Annotated in this window: 18 protein-coding genes, 1 tRNA gene and 1 other RNA gene; 15 read left to right on the forward strand and 5 right to left on the reverse strand. The window is 43.0% G+C overall.

Features of this window, described 5'->3' with window-relative positions:
• A partial coding sequence (locus PENNN9_RS12775) for a MauE/DoxX family redox-associated membrane protein (RefSeq protein ID WP_058368131.1) occupies nucleotides 1-647 on the forward strand: 647 nt, incomplete at its 5' end.
• A 170-nt stretch (nucleotides 648-817) separates the two neighbouring features.
• Here the strand turns inward: PENNN9_RS12775 and PENNN9_RS02220 are convergent.
• From PENNN9_RS02220 to PENNN9_RS02235, 4 genes are all read right to left on the reverse strand, one after another.
• Nucleotides 818-1,360 (reverse strand): hypothetical protein, encoded by a 543-nt coding sequence (locus PENNN9_RS02220; RefSeq protein ID WP_058368132.1) that lies wholly within the window; start codon nucleotides 1,358-1,360, stop codon nucleotides 818-820.
• A 391-nt stretch (nucleotides 1,361-1,751) separates the two neighbouring features.
• On the reverse strand, nucleotides 1,752-2,192 hold the full coding sequence (locus PENNN9_RS02225) for a hypothetical protein (protein WP_058368133.1): 441 nt from the start codon (nucleotides 2,190-2,192) through the stop codon (nucleotides 1,752-1,754).
• Nucleotides 2,193-2,668: 476 nt separating this feature from the next.
• Nucleotides 2,669-5,119: a YgiQ family radical SAM protein gene (locus PENNN9_RS02230; protein ID WP_058368134.1), complete on the reverse strand. Its 2,451-nt coding sequence runs from the start codon at nucleotides 5,117-5,119 to the stop codon at nucleotides 2,669-2,671.
• 226 nt (nucleotides 5,120-5,345) lie between these two features.
• Nucleotides 5,346-5,813 carry an Lrp/AsnC family transcriptional regulator gene (locus PENNN9_RS02235; protein ID WP_058368135.1) on the reverse strand — a complete coding sequence of 156 codons (468 nt, stop codon included), beginning with the start codon at nucleotides 5,811-5,813 and terminating at the stop codon, nucleotides 5,346-5,348.
• A 215-nt stretch (nucleotides 5,814-6,028) separates the two neighbouring features.
• On the opposite strand from PENNN9_RS02235, the gene PENNN9_RS12940 reads away from it, so the two are divergent.
• Both PENNN9_RS12940 and PENNN9_RS12945 read left to right on the forward strand, forming a co-directional pair.
• Nucleotides 6,029-6,679: an EamA family transporter gene (locus PENNN9_RS12940; RefSeq protein ID WP_227511693.1), complete on the forward strand. Its 651-nt coding sequence runs from the start codon at nucleotides 6,029-6,031 to the stop codon at nucleotides 6,677-6,679.
• Entirely contained in the window at nucleotides 6,676-7,050 is a 375-nt protein-coding gene (locus PENNN9_RS12945) for a hypothetical protein (RefSeq protein WP_227511694.1), read from the forward strand. The genes PENNN9_RS12940 and PENNN9_RS12945 overlap by 4 nt, the downstream gene beginning before the upstream one ends.
• A gap of 133 nt (nucleotides 7,051-7,183) precedes the next feature.
• Here the strand turns inward: PENNN9_RS12945 and smpB are convergent, their stop codons facing one another.
• A complete protein-coding gene (gene smpB, locus PENNN9_RS02245) occupies nucleotides 7,184-7,660 on the reverse strand; it encodes an SsrA-binding protein SmpB (RefSeq protein WP_058368136.1) in 477 nt (158 codons plus the stop codon).
• A 281-nt stretch (nucleotides 7,661-7,941) separates the two neighbouring features.
• Here smpB and coaD point away from each other — a divergent pair, with 281 nt between their 5' ends.
• The 12 genes from coaD (at nucleotide 7,942) to PENNN9_RS02300 (ending at nucleotide 20,404) form a co-directional block, all read left to right on the forward strand.
• Nucleotides 7,942-8,532 (forward strand): pantetheine-phosphate adenylyltransferase, encoded by a 591-nt coding sequence (gene coaD / locus PENNN9_RS02250; protein ID WP_227511695.1) that lies wholly within the window; start codon nucleotides 7,942-7,944, stop codon nucleotides 8,530-8,532.
• A 26-nt stretch (nucleotides 8,533-8,558) separates the two neighbouring features.
• A complete protein-coding gene (locus tag PENNN9_RS02255; RefSeq protein WP_058368137.1) occupies nucleotides 8,559-8,807 on the forward strand; it encodes a YfhL family 4Fe-4S dicluster ferredoxin in 249 nt (82 codons plus the stop codon).
• 247 nt (nucleotides 8,808-9,054) lie between these two features.
• Complete coding sequence (gene bioA / locus PENNN9_RS02260) at nucleotides 9,055-10,371, forward strand: adenosylmethionine--8-amino-7-oxononanoate transaminase (protein WP_058368138.1); 1,317 nt, start codon at nucleotides 9,055-9,057, stop codon at nucleotides 10,369-10,371.
• A complete protein-coding gene (bioD, locus tag PENNN9_RS02265; protein ID WP_058368139.1) occupies nucleotides 10,368-11,090 on the forward strand; it encodes a dethiobiotin synthase in 723 nt (240 codons plus the stop codon). The genes bioA and bioD overlap by 4 nt, the downstream gene beginning before the upstream one ends.
• A gap of 86 nt (nucleotides 11,091-11,176) precedes the next feature.
• Nucleotides 11,177-11,538: RNase P RNA component class A (gene rnpB, locus PENNN9_RS02400), an RNA gene on the forward strand.
• A 121-nt stretch (nucleotides 11,539-11,659) separates the two neighbouring features.
• A tRNA-Met gene (locus PENNN9_RS02270) sits at nucleotides 11,660-11,736 on the forward strand.
• Nucleotides 11,737-12,043: 307 nt separating this feature from the next.
• Entirely contained in the window at nucleotides 12,044-12,799 is a 756-nt protein-coding gene (locus PENNN9_RS02275; protein ID WP_227511696.1) for an ABC transporter permease, read from the forward strand.
• A gap of 49 nt (nucleotides 12,800-12,848) precedes the next feature.
• The gene (locus PENNN9_RS02280) at nucleotides 12,849-13,520 is read left to right on the forward strand and encodes an ABC transporter ATP-binding protein (protein ID WP_058368141.1); all 672 of its coding nucleotides are present in this window, start codon (nucleotides 12,849-12,851) and stop codon (nucleotides 13,518-13,520) included.
• On the forward strand, nucleotides 13,498-14,604 hold the full coding sequence (locus tag PENNN9_RS02285) for a capsule biosynthesis protein (RefSeq protein ID WP_227511697.1): 1,107 nt from the start codon (nucleotides 13,498-13,500) through the stop codon (nucleotides 14,602-14,604). The genes PENNN9_RS02280 and PENNN9_RS02285 overlap by 23 nt, the downstream gene beginning before the upstream one ends.
• A 153-nt stretch (nucleotides 14,605-14,757) precedes the next feature.
• Nucleotides 14,758-16,539, forward strand: a complete 1,782-nt coding sequence (locus PENNN9_RS02290) for a polysaccharide biosynthesis/export family protein (protein WP_058368143.1) — start codon at nucleotides 14,758-14,760, stop codon at nucleotides 16,537-16,539.
• A gap of 56 nt (nucleotides 16,540-16,595) precedes the next feature.
• Nucleotides 16,596-19,043, forward strand: a complete 2,448-nt coding sequence (locus tag PENNN9_RS02295) for a capsular polysaccharide biosynthesis protein (RefSeq protein ID WP_058368144.1) — start codon at nucleotides 16,596-16,598, stop codon at nucleotides 19,041-19,043.
• Nucleotides 19,044-19,174: 131 nt separating this feature from the next.
• Nucleotides 19,175-20,404: a capsule biosynthesis protein gene (locus PENNN9_RS02300; RefSeq protein WP_058368145.1), complete on the forward strand. Its 1,230-nt coding sequence runs from the start codon at nucleotides 19,175-19,177 to the stop codon at nucleotides 20,402-20,404.
• Nucleotides 20,405-20,510: the final 106 nt, after the last annotated feature.

The raw sequence follows: 20,510 nt of genomic DNA on the forward strand, positions 1-20,510 counted from the left end.
TCGATCGACATATTACCAACCAAGACCAAAACAGCTTGGTCAAAAATACCTTGGGTGTTGAAACCACACCGCAAACCTTTATTGAAGGCAAGCGCGTTGGTGGTAATGAAGAGCTACAGGTATTCTTAGGTAACAGCGAAGCCACAAGTGATGATGATACTACTTATGCGCCCATCATCGCGATATTCTCTGTCACCGCTTTAATGAGTTTGGCATTATGCTGGGCTCTATCAGTTAGTGTATTGTCCATGCAAGCTTTGATGTGGTTTGTCGCCTTATCTATGTGTGTGCTGGCCATCAAAAAACTTGAAGATTTAGAAAGCTTTACGACTGGATTCTTGGGCTATGATTTATTGGCAAGGCGGGTAGTGCGGTATGGTTATGTATATCCGTTTTTAGAAGCTTTTGCAGGGATTGCCATGCTTGCCGATCAACCTTGGCTCAATCCTATAGCTGGTATAGTCGCACTTACGATTGGGTTAATCGGTGGCGTCTCAGTGATAAAAGCGGTATATATTGATAAGCGAGAGCTAAAGTGTGCCTGCGTGGGCGGAGATAGTAATGTGCCATTAGGGGCTATCTCATTAACTGAAAACGTGATGATGGTAGGTATGGGTAGTTATATGCTTATTCGTGCTTTGCTTTAGTAAATAGTTTCGGGGAGGGTGCGTTTTGCGTACCCTCTGATATTGGAAAACTATTAAGCTTCTATAACAGCCTGTCAAATACATAAGTACTTTTCTCGACATCAAGATGAAAAAACTGCTTCAGTAAAACTTACAGCGGATGGGGATTATTAGCATCCCTGCTGAATTCTCTATGGTGGCATCTCTCCATGCGTCTTCACTTTACCTTTCTTACCATCAGGTTTAATCTCAATAGGTAACACCAGTCCTTTAGCGAAGTCATCAGACAGCACATAATCATAACTACTGGCAGCGATGTCAGGCGTAGTATGGATGATAAGCGTCATATCCTTGTCATCAGTCAGCTCGTGAGAAGTATAGCTATCACTGATTTGATCGAGCACTTTTGACAGTGCTTCGTTACTTGCCATGCTCACGGTCAGGTTATGCTGGGCCGTGGCGTTATCTACATCGAAATACTCGGCGTAGTCGCGTACATTTTGACTATCGCGTGCAAATGGATAGTTGTAATCGGCGAGGTTAGCAGGCTCCTGACCGCTCGCTACCAAAGACCAGTCGATCGTTTTGTCTGGCGTTGATGAGTCTGAGGTTGAGACAGCTGGCTCGGTAGCTTTATCAGCGCTGTCAGTCGTATCAGCACTATTATCGCAGCCTGTTAGCGCCCACATACTAGCGGTAGCGATTATCATCATACTCATTAAACGCTGCGTCATCGACGTATCCTCTTTATTATTGGTCATAAATTTTTATATAAGCGCTATTTTGCCAGCTTTCGCTGCGCTTCTCTAGCGAAATGCAGCAAACGAGCGATTGTTACAGAAATATCGGCAAGACAGGTATAGTTGGTTCGCTTTAAAACTGATACGGTGCTGCTGAGGTAAATTTTTTGCAGCCTCTGTCATGCTTGCGAACAGCACGCAAGAAAAATTTACCCCAGTAGCACATCGCTATTAACGTATCAATTTTATTTCGAACTGACTATATGTTTTATGGACTAGACGCATAAAAAAACAGCCATCTTTCGATGACTGCTCTCGGTTTGCTGTTTCTTATTTTGTTTTTATATCGTTCAAATGCGCAAGGTTAACGATTCAACCTTAACCATTATCTACCGATCTGGCAGTTTACTTGGTATTCTTTACCATCAGCCCATTTCATAGCTAAGATACCTTTATCGCCTTTCATATGCCATGCATAGACAACTTCTGGGTTTGACTCATTTACATAGCTTGCGGTATCACCTTCTACGCTGCCATTTAAGATAATTGGCTGTTCTGACCAGTTTACTTTAGGGAGTGTGGCAGTTAGCATCACTTGCTTTTTATTGATAGATTGTTTGGCAAGAATTTGACTGTCATCAGTACAAGTATAAGGCGCTGGCGCCATGCGATCATAGGCTGCATCAGTTACGCTTTCTGAAGCAGGTGTAGTAGGACTTGGCGTTGTTGGAGTATTTGGTGCGGTAGGCGTTGGTGCGGTAGTCGCACAAGCGCTAAGTAAAGCAAGGGCAGGTAGGGCAGTGGCAATCTTAGTTAGGGTCTTCATAATTCTCTCCAAAAACATCCAGTCATATCATTTATTTGTATTTAACAATGCGTTAAGCATATGACGCACATATTAGCGAAAATAGAGACGATAGATTGTTAGAAATTGTTTGTTAGCTGTTATTCACGTTACGTAATCGCTGGCTAATGTAATTCATAATTTAGAGAACCTAAAAAACTCTAAATTAAAGTGGCATATATTTTATCTGAATGCGCGACTGATAGTGATTTTTGCAGCCTCTGTGTGATTTTTGCAGCCTCTGTGTGCGTAAGCACGGCAAGCAAGAAAACTTTATCAGTCGCGCTGCGACATTTTTAGAGTGAATTGATTATATCGATAATTATCAGGCTCAATAAACCAGTTTAAATAAAAAGCGCACATCGGCTTGGGAGCTGATGTACGCTTTTATTGTCTTACTTCTATAGACTGATAAGGTTTAGCCTATCATTTGTACTATTTAATACGACTTATTAACGCTACTTGGTTTTACGCGGCGGTAAACCAGTATGCTGCGTTTGGAAGTTACCTTTGCTCACTCGTTTTGTATTTTTCTTCGCTGACTTCTTTGCTGAAGTGTTGTTGGTTGAGCCATTGCTACGCTTCACTGAGTCATTACCAAGGCGGCTGTTCTTTTTGCGCGCTGATTGATAGCTGTCTTGTGCGGCATCGCGACCTTCCAAACTGGCATTAAATGGCGGAATTAAGCAGCCACGGTTTTTACCAATCAAGTCACTACGTCCCATATCTTGTAATGCTTTACGCAACAGTACCCAGTTTTTCGGGTCATGGAAGCGCAAGAACGCTTTGTGCAATTTACGCTGCTTGCCAGACTTGACGATATCCATATCACCTTCACTACGGCTGATCTTATGTAGCGGGTCTTTATGCGTGTGGTACATGGTGGTTGCCGTCGCCATTGGACTTGGGTAAAACGCTTGTACTTGGTCAGCGCGGTAATCGTTGCGTTTAAGCCATAGCGCAAGATTCATCATGTCTTCATCTTTGGTGCCTGGATGTGCGGCAATAAAGTAAGGAATTAAATACTGCTCTTTGCCCGCTTCCTGACTGAACTGCTCAAACATCGCTTTAAATGCGTCATAACTGCCCATACCAGGCTTCATCATCTTCGATAGCACGCCTTCTTCAGAATGCTCTGGTGCGATTTTGAGATACCCACCGACATGATGACTGACCAACTCTTTGACATATTCAGGATCTTTTACTGCCAAGTCATAGCGCAAACCAGAAGCGATAAGAATCTTTTTGACGCCTTTGATATCACGGGCTTTACGGTATAGCTGAGTCAAATTACTGTGATCAGTAAGCAGGTTTTCACAGACATCAGGATAGACACAAGACGGCTTACGGCAATTTTTCTCAATGGTTTCATCTTTACAGTTTAGGCGATACATATTGGCAGTTGGACCACCAAGGTCAGATATCACCCCAGTAAAGTTTGGCGCAGTATCACGGATGGCTTCGACTTCACGTAAGATAGAGTCTTCTGAGCGGTTTTGGATGATACGTCCTTCGTGCTCAGTGATAGAGCAAAACGTACAACCACCAAAGCAGCCACGCATGATATTGACCGAAAACTTAATCATGTCATAAGCAGGAATGCGCGCATCGCCATAGCTTGGATGCGGCAAGCGTGCATAGGGCAGATCAAACACATAATCCATCTCTTCAGTTGAGAGTGGAATCGGTGGTGGATTGAGCCATACATCGATAGCAGTGTGCGAGTTGCCGCCGCCACTACCATGACGCTGCACCAGCGCACGAGCATTACCTGGATTGGTCTCTAAATGCAGGATACGGCTGGCGTGAGCATAAAGAACAGGATCAGACTTGACTTGCTCATAATCAGGTAGGCGAATGACAGTCTTTTCACGAGCAGGTAATTTAAGTTTATATTTACGCGCAGTCTTAGGCTTTTCTTTGACGTTGTCGAACCCTCGCAGCTGCACCACTTGAGTATCTTCATCGACTTGATCAGCGTTAATAACTTTATTGGTAACTGGCTCTGCGACGAAGCCAGCATATTGGGCAGACATTCCTGTCATGGCTTGCCCAACTGGCGAATCGCTAGGCTTTTCTTGCTCGATTTTACAGCTATCAACGTCTTCGGTCATCACATACGGATTGATAATGGGATCGACACGGCCGACGGTATCGACATCGTTGCTTGCCACTTCAGTCATATCCGCTTGCCAATGGCGACGGCTAGGCGACAGCAAATAAGCTGTACCACGTAGCTTGCTCATTTGCTCAAACGTATAGCCTTTTGAGAGACCATGTACCACATCGACGATGGCCCGCTCAGCGTTACCATACAATAAAACGTCAGCGCGAGAGTCGAGGAGGATACTACGGCGCACCTTATCTGACCAATAGTCATAATGAGCAATACGGCGCAGACTGCCTTCAATACCACCTAAGATAATCGGCACATCAGGATAAGCTTCACGGCAGCGCTGACTATAGACAATAGCCGCGCGGTCAGGGCGTTTATTGGCGACGTTTCCTGGTGAGTAAGCGTCATCACTACGAATCTTGCGATCAGCGGTGTAGCGGTTAATCATGCTATCCATATTGCCCGCGGTGACGCCGTAAGCGTAGACGGGCTTGCCAAGCTCCATAAAAGCGTCTTTACTCTTCCAATCAGGCTGGGCAATGATACCGACACGAAAGCCTTGCGACTCTAATAGACGACCAATAATTGCCATGCCAAAGCTTGGATGATCGACATAAGCATCACCTGAGATGATAATGACATCACAAGCATCCCAACCGAGCGCATCCATCTCAGCACGCGTCATCGGCAAGTAAGGAGCGGGCTCATAGCAGCTTGCCCAATGTTTATCATAGTCGTAAAGCGGTTTGACGCCTTGTTTAAAGGCGGTGCGGGCGATGGTATCGGCAGACATGGGCGGACCTATTAGCTAAGAGTTTGGCTGTAGAGCATAAAGAGGATTTAAAGGCAGACGGACAGGTTTTCTGTGCCTTTAAAAACCGCTCATTTTAACATGAATTACCCTCAGGTAGCGATAAGTTATTGATAGCGTGAGATAATATTCCAGTATTTACCATTTATAAGTGGTTAATAACGATAAGTCCGCTAAATGTATCGACAATACAACAGCTTATCTGCAGCTAATCCAACAAAATTTTCGTCCCACTCTTCGTAAAGTTCATCACAAACTGGCTTTTAAAGTTGCGCACGTTGTTTTCATAAGTGAGCAAACCTGTGGTGAATTGATGATAATCCTGCATGTTTTTGGCATTGACCATCAGCATAAAATCCGCATCGCCCGACACTTCATAGCAGCTCATGACTTGAGATTGTGCATGCATCAAGCGCTCAAACCGATGTTGCATAGATGTATTAGAGCGCGCCATCTCTATCATTACTACTGCGGTAAGCCCGTAACCGACTTTATTGGGATCGACGATAGCGACTTGTTTGGTAATGACACCATTATTGGTGAGTGATTGAATACGTCGCTGGGCCGTAGCGATAGACACATGAACGCGTTCTGCGATTGTTTTTAATGGCAGCGTTGCATCATCTTGTAATAAATTCAAAATGGCTTTATCAATATCATCTAAAGTTTCGCTCATTTATAGAATCCTATAGTAATTATTATCACTATAAACTAATTATTGATAGATAATTTATTTTATTACCGTACATATGATAAAAAAATTCAAAATGATATCCATATAGAGATAATATCTCTTTACATCTTAGTAGAATAAACCATATCGATAAAGCTTGTTCCATACAAAATAAAAGCTAATTTCTCTAACGTTTATTCAAACTTATGGTGCTGTTTATGACTATCTCAACGCTATCGACTGTCTTTGTTAATACATTCGCAACTACTGTTGCGCGCATGCCGTTACCTGCAATGTGGACAGCGGGCAGCGTACAGCAACGTACATTAATAATGGGCGTAGCACTGGCTGTATTATCAAATCTTTTATTCGGTGTGCTTTATGCGTACAGCAGTTTTTTGGCACCGTTATCAGGTACGCAAGTATTTATCTGGCGGATGTTAGCGATGTGGACGGCTTTGGTAGGGTATCTCATGGTTAGCGGCCGTTTGGGGAGGCATGTTGAAAAGTTAAAAAGCTTGCGCTCTGTTAAACAATGGGCATGGTTGCTATTGCCGACACCAATATTTCTTAGTCAATTTTGGCTGTTTATGTGGGCACCAGTCAACGGTCAAGGCGTCCAAACCGCGATGGGGTATTTTTTATTTCCCCTCATGATGGTGGTGTTCGGTTGCGTTTTGTTTGGCGAAAAATTAAGCCGCTTACAATGGTTGGCTGTTGCTTTTGCTGCCTTAGGTGTGGGCAGTGAAATTGTGCGCACCAAAGCGTGTCTTGGGCGACCTTGTGGGTTTGTGGTACGTATCCGCTGTACTATATCATTCGCCGTCTGCAAGGTATTGGCGCAATCACTGGATTATTGGTTGACTTGACTCTCTTTGCACCATTTGCAATGGCTTACTTATTCTTCGTTGCACCGACCAGTTTGATGCTCGTTAGCGGTTCTGGGTTTTTTATTATGATGCTTATAGGATTAGGCGTACTTAGCGTGTTGGCAATGAAAACCAACGTCGATGCTAGCCAAATGCTACCAGTCAATGTCTATGGCATGATGAGTTATATCGAGCCTGCGCTATTATTTATCTTAGCTATCACGGTACTTGGCAACCCATTTGAGTCAGCGATGATATACAGCTACGGATTGATTTGGTTAGGGATAGGGTTTTTGATTATTCATGGCGTCCGTCAGTTACGTAAGGCAAATCGAGAAACAAAAGTAACGCTAACCACTAAAACCGCCTAAATAGTTGTCAGTATAAGTAGATTGCTTTTGTGAAATTATATTTATACCTAGAACGAAAAAAGGACAACACAGCTTAAAGTTGAATCGTCCTTTTTTTGAAGGCTAATACCGTAAAGTAAATTTAGTTAGGGTATTAATCCAAATGCTGTTTAAAGCCGCGCTGCTTATCACGTTCCCAATCACGGTCTTTTAAGGTTTTGCGTTTATCGTGTTGCTTTTTACCAACGGCAAGGGCGATCTGGCATTTCACCATAGAGCGCTTCCAGTAGCATGATAACGGCACGCAAGCATAGCCTTTTTGATTGACCGCGCCGTAGAGTTTATCAATCTCACGGCGATTGAGCAGCAGCTTACGCGTACGGATACTATCAGGGCTGACATGCGTTGAGCTTGATAATAGTGGCTGAATATGTGCCCCAAACAAGAACGCTTCACCGTTACGAAAAGTGATATAAGCTTCGGTAATGGACATTTTACCAGCGCGGATGGCTTTGACTTCCCAGCCTTGTAAGGACAATCCTGCCTCGAACGTCTCTTCTATGAAATACTCGTGACGCGCTTTTTTGTTTGAGCAAATCTGATTGTCAGGTTTTCTTGATTTTTTTGACATAAATTCTCCATAAGGACTACAACACACCGTGTCCTTGTCTAACTATTCCTCATCCTAACCCTAATACGGATTATATTTTTGTGATGCTAAGATGGATGAGTCGAACCGTCTATTGTAGCAAAGCTACTACTAAAAATGTTAGGGCAAATGTAGTCATGCGTTATCAATATTCAGTAGATTTGGATTAAAAATTATACTAAGTACTGACCATAGATAAGTATTATGTTTAACCAAAATTTGTTAGCATAAGCGCTATTATTAACCAATAAATTAGCCTTGCCATGAATTCAGCAACTACTTCTAATGACTTAGATTCTAACCTTCCAAATTCTAATGCGTCGGAATTTTCGAACGCTGCCAAATCTTTAGAATCTTCAAAGTCTTCAAAGCTACATACCAAAATTTTATACCCAGGTACTTTTGATCCTATTACGAATGGCCACGTTGATTTGGTCACCCGTGCGACCAAGTTGTTTGATGAAGTGGTAATCGCTGTTGCCTCAGGCCATCATAAAAAGCCGTTGTTCAGCTTTGAGGAGCGTGTTGGCTTGGTAGAGACGGTATTTGCTGACTTACCGCAAGTATCGGTGGTGGGCTTTGAAGGGCTGCTGGTAGATTTTATGCGTGAAAAAAATGCTACCGCGGTATTACGAGGCCTGCGCGCCATGTCAGATTTTGAGTATGAGTTTCAGCTCGCCAATATGAACCGTGAGCTTGATGAGCGCTTTGAAGCAGTGTTTTTGACCCCATCTCAGCATTATTCATTTATCTCATCGACGATGATTCGTGAGATTGCCAAGCTTGATGGTGATGTGAGTAAATTTGTACCCAAGTGCGTCTCACAAGCTTTTATTAACAAACTTGGCTCATAGCCCTACTTATTTAATAGGAGCAGTTTATGGCTTTATTAATCACTGACGAATGTATTAACTGTGACGTATGCGAGCCAGCTTGCCCAAATGAGGCCATCTCAGAAGGGGAAGATATTTATGTCATTGACCCCGATCTATGTACTGAATGTGTCGGTCATTTTGATGAGCCGCAATGTGTGGTCATCTGTCCTGTGGACTGTATTCCTAAGGATCCAAACCACCTTGAGACCGAAAATGATTTATTGGCTAAATATAAACGTATCACTGGTCAGTGATGCGTTGTAGATTATGCTATTGATAAATACTCAGCTCAAAATAAAATCGTTACGTTAATAGTTGTATGCGACTGGTATAAATTTCCCTTGCTTGCTGCTATCACAGAGGCTACGAAAAATTCATCCCAGTCGCACTTTACCTATTTTAAATTGAGTTCACTATCTATATGGAAGTGCTAAAAACTAGGAATAATATGACGAATATGGATATTCAATTTGCCCCACGTTTGATGTTTAAGAGTGTGCTATGACGAAACCTGCTACTAGCGATTTTGATCAAAACCACCTGTGGCATCCTTACGCCAGCCTACCGCCCACTTATCCTAATATCGTTATTGACTATGCAGAGGGTATCTACATCGTCACCGAAGATGGTACGCGCCTTATCGATGGCATGTCGTCATGGTGGGCGAGCGTACATGGTTATAATCACCCCGATCTAAATACGGCTATTACAAAGCAGCTAGGCAAAATGGCGCATGTGATGTTTGGCGGCCTGACGCATCAGCCAGCGATAGATTTGGGTCAAAAGCTGCTCTCTATCGTACCAAAAGGCCTAGATGCTATTTTTTATGCCGATAGCGGTAGTATTGCAGTAGAAGTGGCTCTTAAAATGGCGCTGCAATATCAAATCGCAGCCAAACGCTCAACCAAACGACAATTTGCTTCTACACGTTCTGGTTATTACGGAGACACATGGCATGCCATGAGTGTCTGTGACCCTGTTAATGGGATGCATAGCTTGTACGGCAAGCAGCTTCCGATGCAGCACTTCGTGTCAGCGCCCCCATTAGGCTTTGAGCGCCGTTTAACTCAGTCTGAGCACGATGAATTAACTAGGTTTTTTAGTGAGTACGGTTCGCAGTTAGCAGGATTTATCATTGAGCCTATTATTCAAGGTGCAGGTGGTATGCGTTTTTATAGCTCTGAGTATCTGCAATTGTTACGTAAGCTATGTAATGATTATGATGTGGTGCTGATTGCCGATGAGATAGCTACTGGTTTTGGACGCAGCGGCAAGCTGTTTGCGTGTGAGCATGCCGATATTAGCCCTGACATTATGACTATTGGCAAGGCGCTTACGGGCGGTTACATGACGTTTGCCGCCACTTTATGTACAAGACAAATTGCGGATACCATCCATCATAGCGATTATCCAGCGCTGATGCATGGGCCGACCTTTATGGGTAATCCGCTGGCATGCGCGGTCGCTTGTGCGTCGATTGATTTAATCATGTCTTATGATATCGAGGCGCGTACGGCGAATATGCAAGCTGTGATGCAGCAGCAGCTTGCGCCTGCTATGGCATTAAATGGTGTGAAAGAAGTGAGGTGTTTGGGAGCAGTTGCCGTAATAGAGCTAGAGATAGCCGTTGATATGCCAGTTTTTCAAGCGTTGTTGATCAACAATGGTATTTGGGTCAGACCTTTTGGAAAATTGGTCTATATTATGCCGCCTTATGTCATTACTGACGATGAGCTAGTGACATTGTGCCAAGCGCTACTAACCGTTGTCACTTCTTATTTGAATCAGGTTTCTGTCACCAATAGAGCTTCAATATGAGCGTCCTATTTATATCCGGTATCGATACCGACATTGGCAAAACTTACGCGACTGGAATAATTGCTAACGCATTGATGCAACAAGGCGTCAACGTCATCACTCAAAAGCTGGTGCAAACGGGCGTGTCCATAAATCCAAAAACGGGCGAGATGGAAGTTGCTGATGACATTATCACTCATCGTAGGTTAATGGGTATTCCTCTACAGTCTTATGATTTGGATTTTACAACCTGTCCTTATCGTTATCACAAGCCTGCCTCACCGCATCTGGCGGTAAAACTTGCTAACGCAGTTTTAGACCCTGATGTCATCACTCACGCGACGCGGCAATTGCAAGTAAACTATGACGTGGTGCTGCTAGAAGGCGCAGGTGGTTTGCTCGTACCTATTACAGAGCAATTATTAATCTTAGATTATATTGCTACTCAAGACTATCCTATTATATTGGTAACTTCTGGTCGTCTTGGCAGTATCAATCACACGCTGCTTAGCCTTGAAGCTATTACTCAGCGCGGTTTGTCTGTGCATAGTGTGATTTATAACCCCATTCATGATAATGCTGCTCAGACGGATGCTGAGATTGCTAATAGCACGATTGATTTTTTGAGAAAATACCTACAGCAGTACTACCCAGCTACGCATTGGCTTAAGTTGCCATATATAAAGGCTGAGCAACCTAGAGCCTTGCCAGATTTTTACCTGCCAAACGACTTTGTCTGAGACTGCTAAAGTCTACTGCTCGATGAGTTAAAATTAAACACAAAAGATATTTCCAGATAATCCTTTGGTTTGCTATACTAGCGCCCTTGGTAGACTAGGCGATCGCCGCTGCATACTGTTTAACAGACTTGCAGGGGAGGAAAGTCCGGGCTACATAGGGCAGCGTGCCAGCTAACGGCTGGGCGGGGTAACCCGACGACCAGTGCAGCAGAGAGCAGACCGCCTCGCGTCAGCACGTGAGGTAAGGGTGAAAGGGTGCGGTAAGAGCGCACCGCGTGGGTGGCAACATCTCACGGCATGGTAAACTCCACGCGTAGCAAGACCAAATAGGCATCGACATGGCGCGGCCCGCGTTCGATGCGGGTAGGTTGCTTGAGCGTATCAGCGATGATACGCCTAGAGGAATGATCGTCCACGACAGAACCCGGCTTATCGGTTTACCAAACCTTTTTTATTGTTTATGCTCTAATATTTACAACTAATTTGAATTAAATTTAGATTTTTTGCAAAAAAAGCCAATTAGGGGTTGACGATATCCACCTCTATCGGTATTATACCGAGCCTTAAATGGCGATGTAGCTCAGCTGGTTAGAGCGCACGACTCATAATCGTGAGGTCGAGAGTTCAAGTCTCTCCATCGCCACCATCTATATAGCAGTAATGCGTAGTATGAATAAATCCAATCCTTTGTGGTTGGTTTTTTTTTGTCTAAAATAAGTCGTTAGACAGTGTCTGTATTAATGATACAAGCTCAATAAACAATCATTACTACTGCTATTTACTTGCCAATTTCTTGCTAAATCATAGCTTTATCTACCTACTCACAGATTATTTCTTGTAACTTATGTCCCTCTTACTTATCATAGGGGCTGTTTTTGGTGAAGTCCTGTAACGCTATGTCTGTACAATTGCCTCCTTATCGTCCTATTAAGCATCGCAGTGGCCTTAAAGTCATGGGCGCCGCCTTTCATGCTTTACTAATGCGTGAGCTACAAACGCGCTTTGGTGGTTATCGTTTGGGCTACCTGTGGGCGCCATTGGAAGTTCTTTTTCAAGTATTGATATTTTTAGTAATCTTTGGAGCGATTCGTGAGCGTTTGGTTCCAGGAATGGATTATTCCCTGTTTTTGGTAGCAGGGATGGTACCTTTTCGCATGTTTCAAAGAATAGCTACAAGGGCATTAGGGGCTGTTGATGCGAATAAAGGCCTGCTAATGTATCGCTCAATTAAACATATTGATGTGATCATCGCGCGCTCGTTTTTAGAGCTGGTTATTTATTTTTTCACTTCTATATTATTATTATTGGGTTTGGCCTTTTTTAATATTTATGCAAGTTTAGAGCATTTGCATGTGGTTTTATTTTGCTGGATAACGCTATTTATATTTAGTTTTGGTGTAGCGCTGATTATGATGGTAGTAGGCTTCTATGGTGGTGAAATTAGTAAGGTAATTACTATATTTTTCACTATACTGTATTTTGCCTCTGGTATTATTTACCCCATTCATATCATTCCTGAACCTTATTTTAGTTATTTGCTATACAATCCTTTTATTCACAATATTGAGCTGATAAGACATGCCTTTGCCCCCAATTATCCCGCTTATCACATTGATATATGGTACTTCTTGAAGTGGATGTTTGTGGTAAATTTCTTAGGGTTACTGCTTTATAAATATGCGGAACGTGACATGATTCGTTCTCGTTAAATATAGTGCTCTTAGCTTTTAGTAAATAGTTAGATGAAAGGGTGAGTAGATGATTGAAGTCAAAAATATCTCTAAGTCATTTATGACCAAGAAAGGTCGGCACTATTTGTTTAAAGATTTAAATCTGACCATCGCTGACAAGCAAAACGTCGGGCTGCTTGGTCGTAATGGCGCTGGTAAATCGACGCTATTGCGTATTATTTGCGGTCTTGATGAGCCTGATCACGGTGAGATTATTACTGACTCAACGATTTCATGGCCAGTCGGCGTCGCAGGTGGCTTCCAAGGCAGTTTGACTGGACGTCAAAACGTCCGTTTTGTCTGTCGTTTATATTCAAGTGGTCCATACATCGATGAAAAGATTCGCTTTGTCGAAGAGTTTGCTGATATCGGTAACTATTTTGATATGCCAGTCAAAAGCTACTCATCAGGGATGAAGTCACGCCTAACTTTTGGTTTAAGTCTAGCTTTTGATTTTGATTATTACATGCTCGATGAAGCGGGCGCGGTTGGTGATGCTGCTTTTCGTAGGCGTAGCGAAGCTATATTAGCAGCTCGCCGAGCACAAGCAGGGTTTTTAATAGTGTCACATAATATCAAAGATATTGAGCGTAACTGCGATATGGGTATTGTGTTAATGGATCAAACAGCCCACGTATTTGAAGATACAAAAGAAGCGATTGAAGTTTATGAAAAGCATGTACACAAATCAAAAAAGTAAGATAGTTAACTTCTCGCTGTTTATCGGCTTGGTAATCCTGCCTTGGGTGCTGGTGATTTTTTATGTCATGACGCTTGCACATCCGCGATTTATCTCCACAGCTGACGTAGTGGTCAAGCAAGTTAGCGATGCAAGCGTACCTTCTGGCGGTGGTTTGTCAGCGCTGCTTGGTGTTAATAGCACAAGTAAAGAAGATGCTACTTATCTGACCGAGTATATCTTGTCCAATGACATGATCAAACGTCTTGATAATAAGTTTCAATTTCGGGAAGCTTATTATGTCGATGGCTCAGACCCTATCTATGAGATAGACCCTGAAGCGTCACAAGAAGAATTGCTTGAGTACTTCAAAAAGCGCGTTCATATTGACCTAGATGAACAAAGTTACATACTTAGTGTCTCGACAGAAGCTTTTGATTCTGATTATGCTCATGAGCTCAATAAAGCCATTTTGGGTGAGTCTGAGCAGTTCGTCAACCGTATCTCGCAAGAAGTCGCGCGCGATCAGCTGGTGTTTGCCGAAACCCAACTGGAGGAGTCACAAGATCGCTTAAATGAAGCCAAAGAGCAGCTACTCACTTATCAAAATACTAACGAGATCTACGATCCGCAAGCCAATGCGCAGATAGTGAATCAACTGATTGGTAGTTTACAAGCGCAGTTAAGCTCACTACGCACCGAAGAGCGGCAGTTGCTTAGCTACTTGAATCCTGACGCTCCGCAAGTGGTGTCATTAAGAAGTCAGATTAGAGCGGTAGAGGAACAAATCAGTCAAGAACAAACTAAGCTGACCTCGCCAAGTACGACCAAACTAAATCGTCAAGCAGTACAGTTTGAGACGATTAAAGCAGACGTCGATTTTGCGACCGAACTTTATAAGCTATCGCTATCATCGCTTGAAAAAGCACGTTTAGAAGCTTTTAAAAAGATGAAAAACCTGATCGTCATCTCCGCCCCTTACGAGGCTGAAGATGCGTTATATCCGCGCCGTGCTTACATTATCTGGACATCACTGGCATTATTACTGATGCTTTACGGCTTTGTGCGGTTAGTCATGGCAGTCATACGTGATCATCGTAGCTAGTTTGGCATTGGTGGTTAAAAAGAAACAACTGGTTATTAGTACTACAAGTTGTTAGAAGCTTAAAATACTTAATAACCGTAAACGATTTGATAAACTTGGCTTGTATAAGCAGATATCAGCAATGATCGACAGATCAGCAAAGGAATACCGCTCATGAACATGAAACCACGCCCAATCGTGATGATGATTAAAGTGATCAGTTTAACGATGGCTGCTACTAGTCTTCCAGCATTGGCCGCAACCAGTTATGCGGATCAAATAGCGGGGTCTAGCTTTGGGACCAGTGCCAATAATACTAGTCAAGATCAAAACCGTAATAATATCAATGTCTCGACTCAAGCATTCGCAGGCGGTGTTCCTGGTCAGGCTACGACGCAAGAGGCAGTCAATGCCGCCAGTTTACCAAGTCAATCAGTCATTAATACCACGCGTCCTTATCAAGACATCAATACGCAAGATCTGATGTTCGGTGAGCAATTGTTTCGCGGTGCGTTTTCTACCACATCAGGCTCTACCTTTAATGACAGCTACGTCATCAATCCTGGTGATAATGTACAAGTACGTATGTGGGGTGCTTATCAGTTTGCATCGACTATGACTGTTGATCCGCAAGGCAATATATTCCTACCCAACGTGGGTCCAGTACGGGTATCTGGTGTACAAAATGGCAACCTACAGAACGTCGTCAAAAGTGCTGTCAACCGTATTTATCGCTCAAACGTCGGTGTTTATGCTTCATTAGAGCAAGCCCAGCCTGTTAAAGTGTTTGTCACAGGCTTTGTTAAACAACCAGGTTATTATGGCGGGCTTGCAGCGGACTCAGTGCTCTCATATTTAGATCGGGCAGGCGGTATTGATCCTACACGCGGTAGTTATATTGATATTCAAATCAAACGTAATGGTCAGCTATTACAGCAAGTCAATTTATATGATTTTTTATTAGCAGGTAAGCTGCAACCGTTTTCTTTTCGCGATGGGGATGTGATCACGGCTGCGCCGCAGAAAAAAACTTTCGCTGTGAGCGGACAGGTTCAGAACGAATATACTTTTGAATTTGATGTCAATGACTTGACCATTGGTGACGTATTACAAGTTGCGAACCCAGCTGCCAATGCAACCAACGTCAGCATCACTCGCAGTGCAGGACGCGCACAAACGGCAGAATATTACTCGCTTGCCGACGCACAAAATGTACCTGTCTATAATGGTGATCAAATGGTCGTTACCTCAGACCGCTATGCAGGCACTATCGCGGTACAAGTAAAAGGTGCTCATACTGGTAATGGCGCTATGGTCGTACCTTATGGCGCTCGTCTAAAAGATATCATTCCGCAGTTACAACCAAGTCCATTAGCGAAGCTTACGCACTTGACTATTTACCGTGAGTCGGTGGCCGAACAGCAAAAACGCATGATTAATGAGTCACTTGATCGCTTAGAAGAATTAACGCTTGCCACTCAATCAACGACGCGTGAGGAGGCAGCGCTACGCCAAGACGATGCCAATTTGGTCAAGCAGTTTGTGGCCAAGGCACGTACTGTGAGACCTGACGGTCAGATAGTAGTTGTACCAAACTCTTGGCAGGATATCATCCTTCAGCAAGGCGATGTCATTGAAATACCTGCGCAAACATCAGTGATTACTGTTAATGGTCAAGTACGTTCACAAGGCGCGCTCACCTTTAATCCGGACTTTACCGCTGGTGATTATATTGCCAATTCAGGTGGTTTTGGAGACAATGCGGATACTAAAGAAATCTTAGTGATTCATCAAAATGGCGCGAACGAAGTGGTCAATACCGCTTATCGTATCCAGCAGGGTGATGAGATTATGGTCTTACCAAAGGTCAAAACCAAGCGCGTCGAAATTACCCGCGGAATATCACAAATTGTTTATCAATTGGCAGTCGCGGCTAAAGTTATTTTAGACTTATAACTATATAATGCTTGATATATAAGTTAAGACATAAATAGTTGACAAGGATATTAGAGATGGCAAAAAGCGTGGCACATGAAGGCAAGATGACCTTAACTTCTCCCTCTAATAATGCGCTACGTTTGTTATCAACTCAACGTCGATTGCCCAATAATTTGGCAGTCATTGGCAAAGGCATGCGTCGTAACAATGTACTGTTATCTCAAATATTACAAGCTGATGTTCAGCGCTGGTATCCATGGTCAAGCGTGCAGCAGCGTTTTAATTCGACCATTCAAACGCCCGGCGCCTTTATCGGTTGGGGGCACAAAAAAAGCTATCGACGAGCCAAAAAGATTGCTAATCGTCAACAACTAACAACTTTAAGTATTGAGGATGGCTTTTTACGCTCTCTAGATTCTGGTATTAGTAGTCGTCATGGACTGAGCGTGGTTGTTGATGACATCGGTATCTACTTCGATTTAACGCAAAGCTCACGCCTTGAGCAATTAATCGTTGCATGCGCTAAAGAATACGCTAACTCTGATAGTAATATTTTAAATAAAGTCCATGCTCGCCAGTTAATGACATATATTTGCGATAAACAGTTGAGTAAATATAATGCTGTGATTACTTGTCCCTCATTAGACAAATTGGTTACTGAAGAAAACACCAATCTAAAAGAAGACTCGGTAAAGTCGCATGTACTCTTAATTGATCAAGTCGCTGGCGATGCTTCTATCAAAGGCGCTGGTGCAAGTAAGGGTCAGTTTAAACGTATGCTAAGGACTGCCTGTCGCAATCATCCTGATGCCTATATATGGATTAAAGCGCATCCTGCGGCCAAGTCAGGTTACCTGACCCGTCTCAAGCTACCTAAAAATGTTCGTCTATTAACGCAAGCACTCAATCCAATTGCGCTACTGGTACAGGTAGATCATGTCTATACAGTCAGCTCGCATATGGGGTTTGAGGGGTTAATGCTAGGCAAGGCTGTACATTGCTTTGGGGTGAATTGGTATAGCGGTTGGGGGCTCACTGATGACAGCGGCGCACCAAAACGATTGCTAAAAGCAGTTAAAAAGCGCCGCCAAACCTCAACAGCAACGTTAGAGACGTTATTTTATAGTGCCTATATTGATTATAGTCGCTATGTCGATCCAGCCACGAGGCAGGCATGTGATATTGATACGGCGATTACTTGGTTGGTAACCAATCGCCATTGGCAATCGCGTCTTGAAGGTAATTTGACGGTATATGAGTTTAGCCGTTGGAAACTGCCTTTCGTTAAAGCCTTTACCAATCTGCCGCGTACGACATTGTTTGTCAAACCAAAACCGCGTCTAAAAAACTTGCTACATCCAGATCATTTTAAAGTTGATTATAACCAGCCTTTATTGGTATGGGGCTTAGCTAAACGTCAACAAGTCCATAAACGACTACAGAGTAAACTTACAAAACCGCCAAGATCAGATATGCCAGCTATTTATTGTATGGAAGATGGTTTTATTCGCTCAAATGGTCTGGGTGCAACATTACTCGCACCGTTATCGGTAGTAATAGACAAACAAGGTATTTATTATGATGCCACTCAGCCCTCAGATTTAGAAACCTTATTACGCAACTGTGATACCTTGACACCACAGCAACATGCACGAGTACAAAGGCTGCAAACCAAACTACTGACTCAGCGAGTAAGCAAATATAACGTTGGTACGGAAGTTAGTGCTGAAGTTAATGCTACTGATAAAACCAGCATTATTGATCAAAAAATGCAATGGATGCAGGATGCAAAGGTATCTGGTAAACCACGTCTCCTTATCATTGGGCAAGTAGAAGATGATCTGTCAGTGCAGTATTGCGGCTCGACTATTAAGACCAATCGAGGTCTGATTGAGCGTGTCAGACAAGACAATCCTGATGCCTATCTAATTTATAAACTGCATCCAGATGTAGAAGCTGGTCTACGAGCAGGCAAAGTTGACAAGGAATGCTTAGCAAAAGTACAAGCAGTTGCCTATGATACAGCGATGCCTGATTGTTTAGAGTGCGTCGATGAGGTACATACGATTAGCTCATTGACTGGCTTTGAAGCACTGTTGCGGGGGCTAAAAGTGACTTGTTACGGTTTGCCGTTTTATGCAGGGTGGGGCTTGACGACCGATATAGATGCGCAGTTATCACCAAAAGCGAATTATCTACAGAGGCGAAAGCGGGATACAGAATTATCGCTTGAACAACTACTGTACTGCGCACTCATACGATATCCACTATATCGCTTACCTGAGGGTTACGGACTTGCACAAGTAGAGCAAGTGGTTGATTACTTATATCCTGCTAAGCACCAAAATCAACAAGTGTCTCAAAATAAATCATATGACAGTGTGGCTCAAACAAACACTATTTTACCAGTAAAGTTATCTACGTTATCAAAGCTCACTAATCAGTTTAAACGCCATACTGCTACGCGCTTTATGCAACAGCGTCATCAATGGCAACAGCATCTACATCAAAAAAACCAGTAAGCCTAAAATAAAACTATTACGACAATTATGTTTTTTTCGGTATAATTTGTGTACAATTTAGCAGTTATTACATGATTGCTTTATCTGTTTATCGCTACTTTTTAACTTTCTAACCGACGGTACATACTCTTATGGCAGCTTCGATGCATCAATTGCTTACTCATCGACACGTCTTGCTGCTACAAGGAAAGATGGGCGGGTTTTTCAACCGTTTTGCAACATTCTTGCAAACTCAAGATATACAAGTAAGTAAAATTAACTTTAATGCTGGTGACGCGTTTTTTTATCGTCATCCCAACGCTCATGATTATGTGGGGACTTTGGGTCAGTTTTCCTCTTGGTTACAAGCTTTTATTGAAGAGCACAGCATTGATGCGATTGTCTGCTTTGGTGATTGTCGCCCGCATCATACGCAAGCTGCCTGCTTGAGTGAGAAGCTAGGCATATCCTTTTTTGTCTTTGAAGAAGGTTACTTACGCCCCGATTATATTACCTTACAAGAGCATGGTATCAATGGTTACTCACGCTTAAACATTGCTGATATTAAAGCGCTCAAAAAAGCCAATGATAAACCGTTATATACGCACAATCGCTTTTATCGATTAAGTGTTGCTGCTATCGTTTATTATGTCGTTACTCGTCTATACAAGTCGCGTTATCCGCACTATTCACACTATCGCGGAATGACTGCATGGCAAGAAGCAATCGCATGGTTAAAAGCGCCTTGGCGTAAATTGCGCGGATATCTACCAGATAAAAAACTACAAAACCATCTCGTCACTCAAGTAGATAACAACTATTTTTTGGTCAGCTTGCAAGTGCATAATGACTCGCAAATCACTCATCATAGTGGTTATCGTGATGTCGTGCAGTTTATAGACGAGGTCATTGTAAGCTTTGCAGACCATGCTGACACAAAGCAGATGCTCGTATTCAAGCATCATCCCTTAGATCGAGGTCATCGTGATTATCGCGAATTGGTAGCAAGCTTAGCAGCTCGCTATCAAGTTAAATCTAGAGTATTCTATGGTTGTGATATGCACCTACCAACGCTCATGAAGCACAGTATTGGTATGGTCACTATAAATAGTACGACGGGTCTACAATCGGTATATCATAAAAAGCCCACCAAGGTTATGGGACGCGCTATCTATGATACTCCTAAGCTGACAGATCCTAAGACGCTCGCACAATTTTGGCAGCAGCCTAAACATCCAGACAATGAGTTTTATTTAAGGTTTCGTGAGTATTTGATTGAACAGACACAGATCAATGGGGCGTTCTATGGTAAGTCGCCGTGGATGTATAAATATTTGCAGCGGCCAGTGACCACGGACATAGTATCTGACACGGCCAAATAATGTCTTAAACATAGTGGCCAATGTGTTTGATGCCATGATTCATAGCCAATTACCGAAAGCCATAAACCTTAAATCTTATGGCTGATACAACGGTCAACGCTAATCA

The organism is Psychrobacter sp. ENNN9_III, from assembly GCF_001462175.1.
Taxonomy (GTDB): domain Bacteria; phylum Pseudomonadota; class Gammaproteobacteria; order Pseudomonadales; family Moraxellaceae; genus Psychrobacter.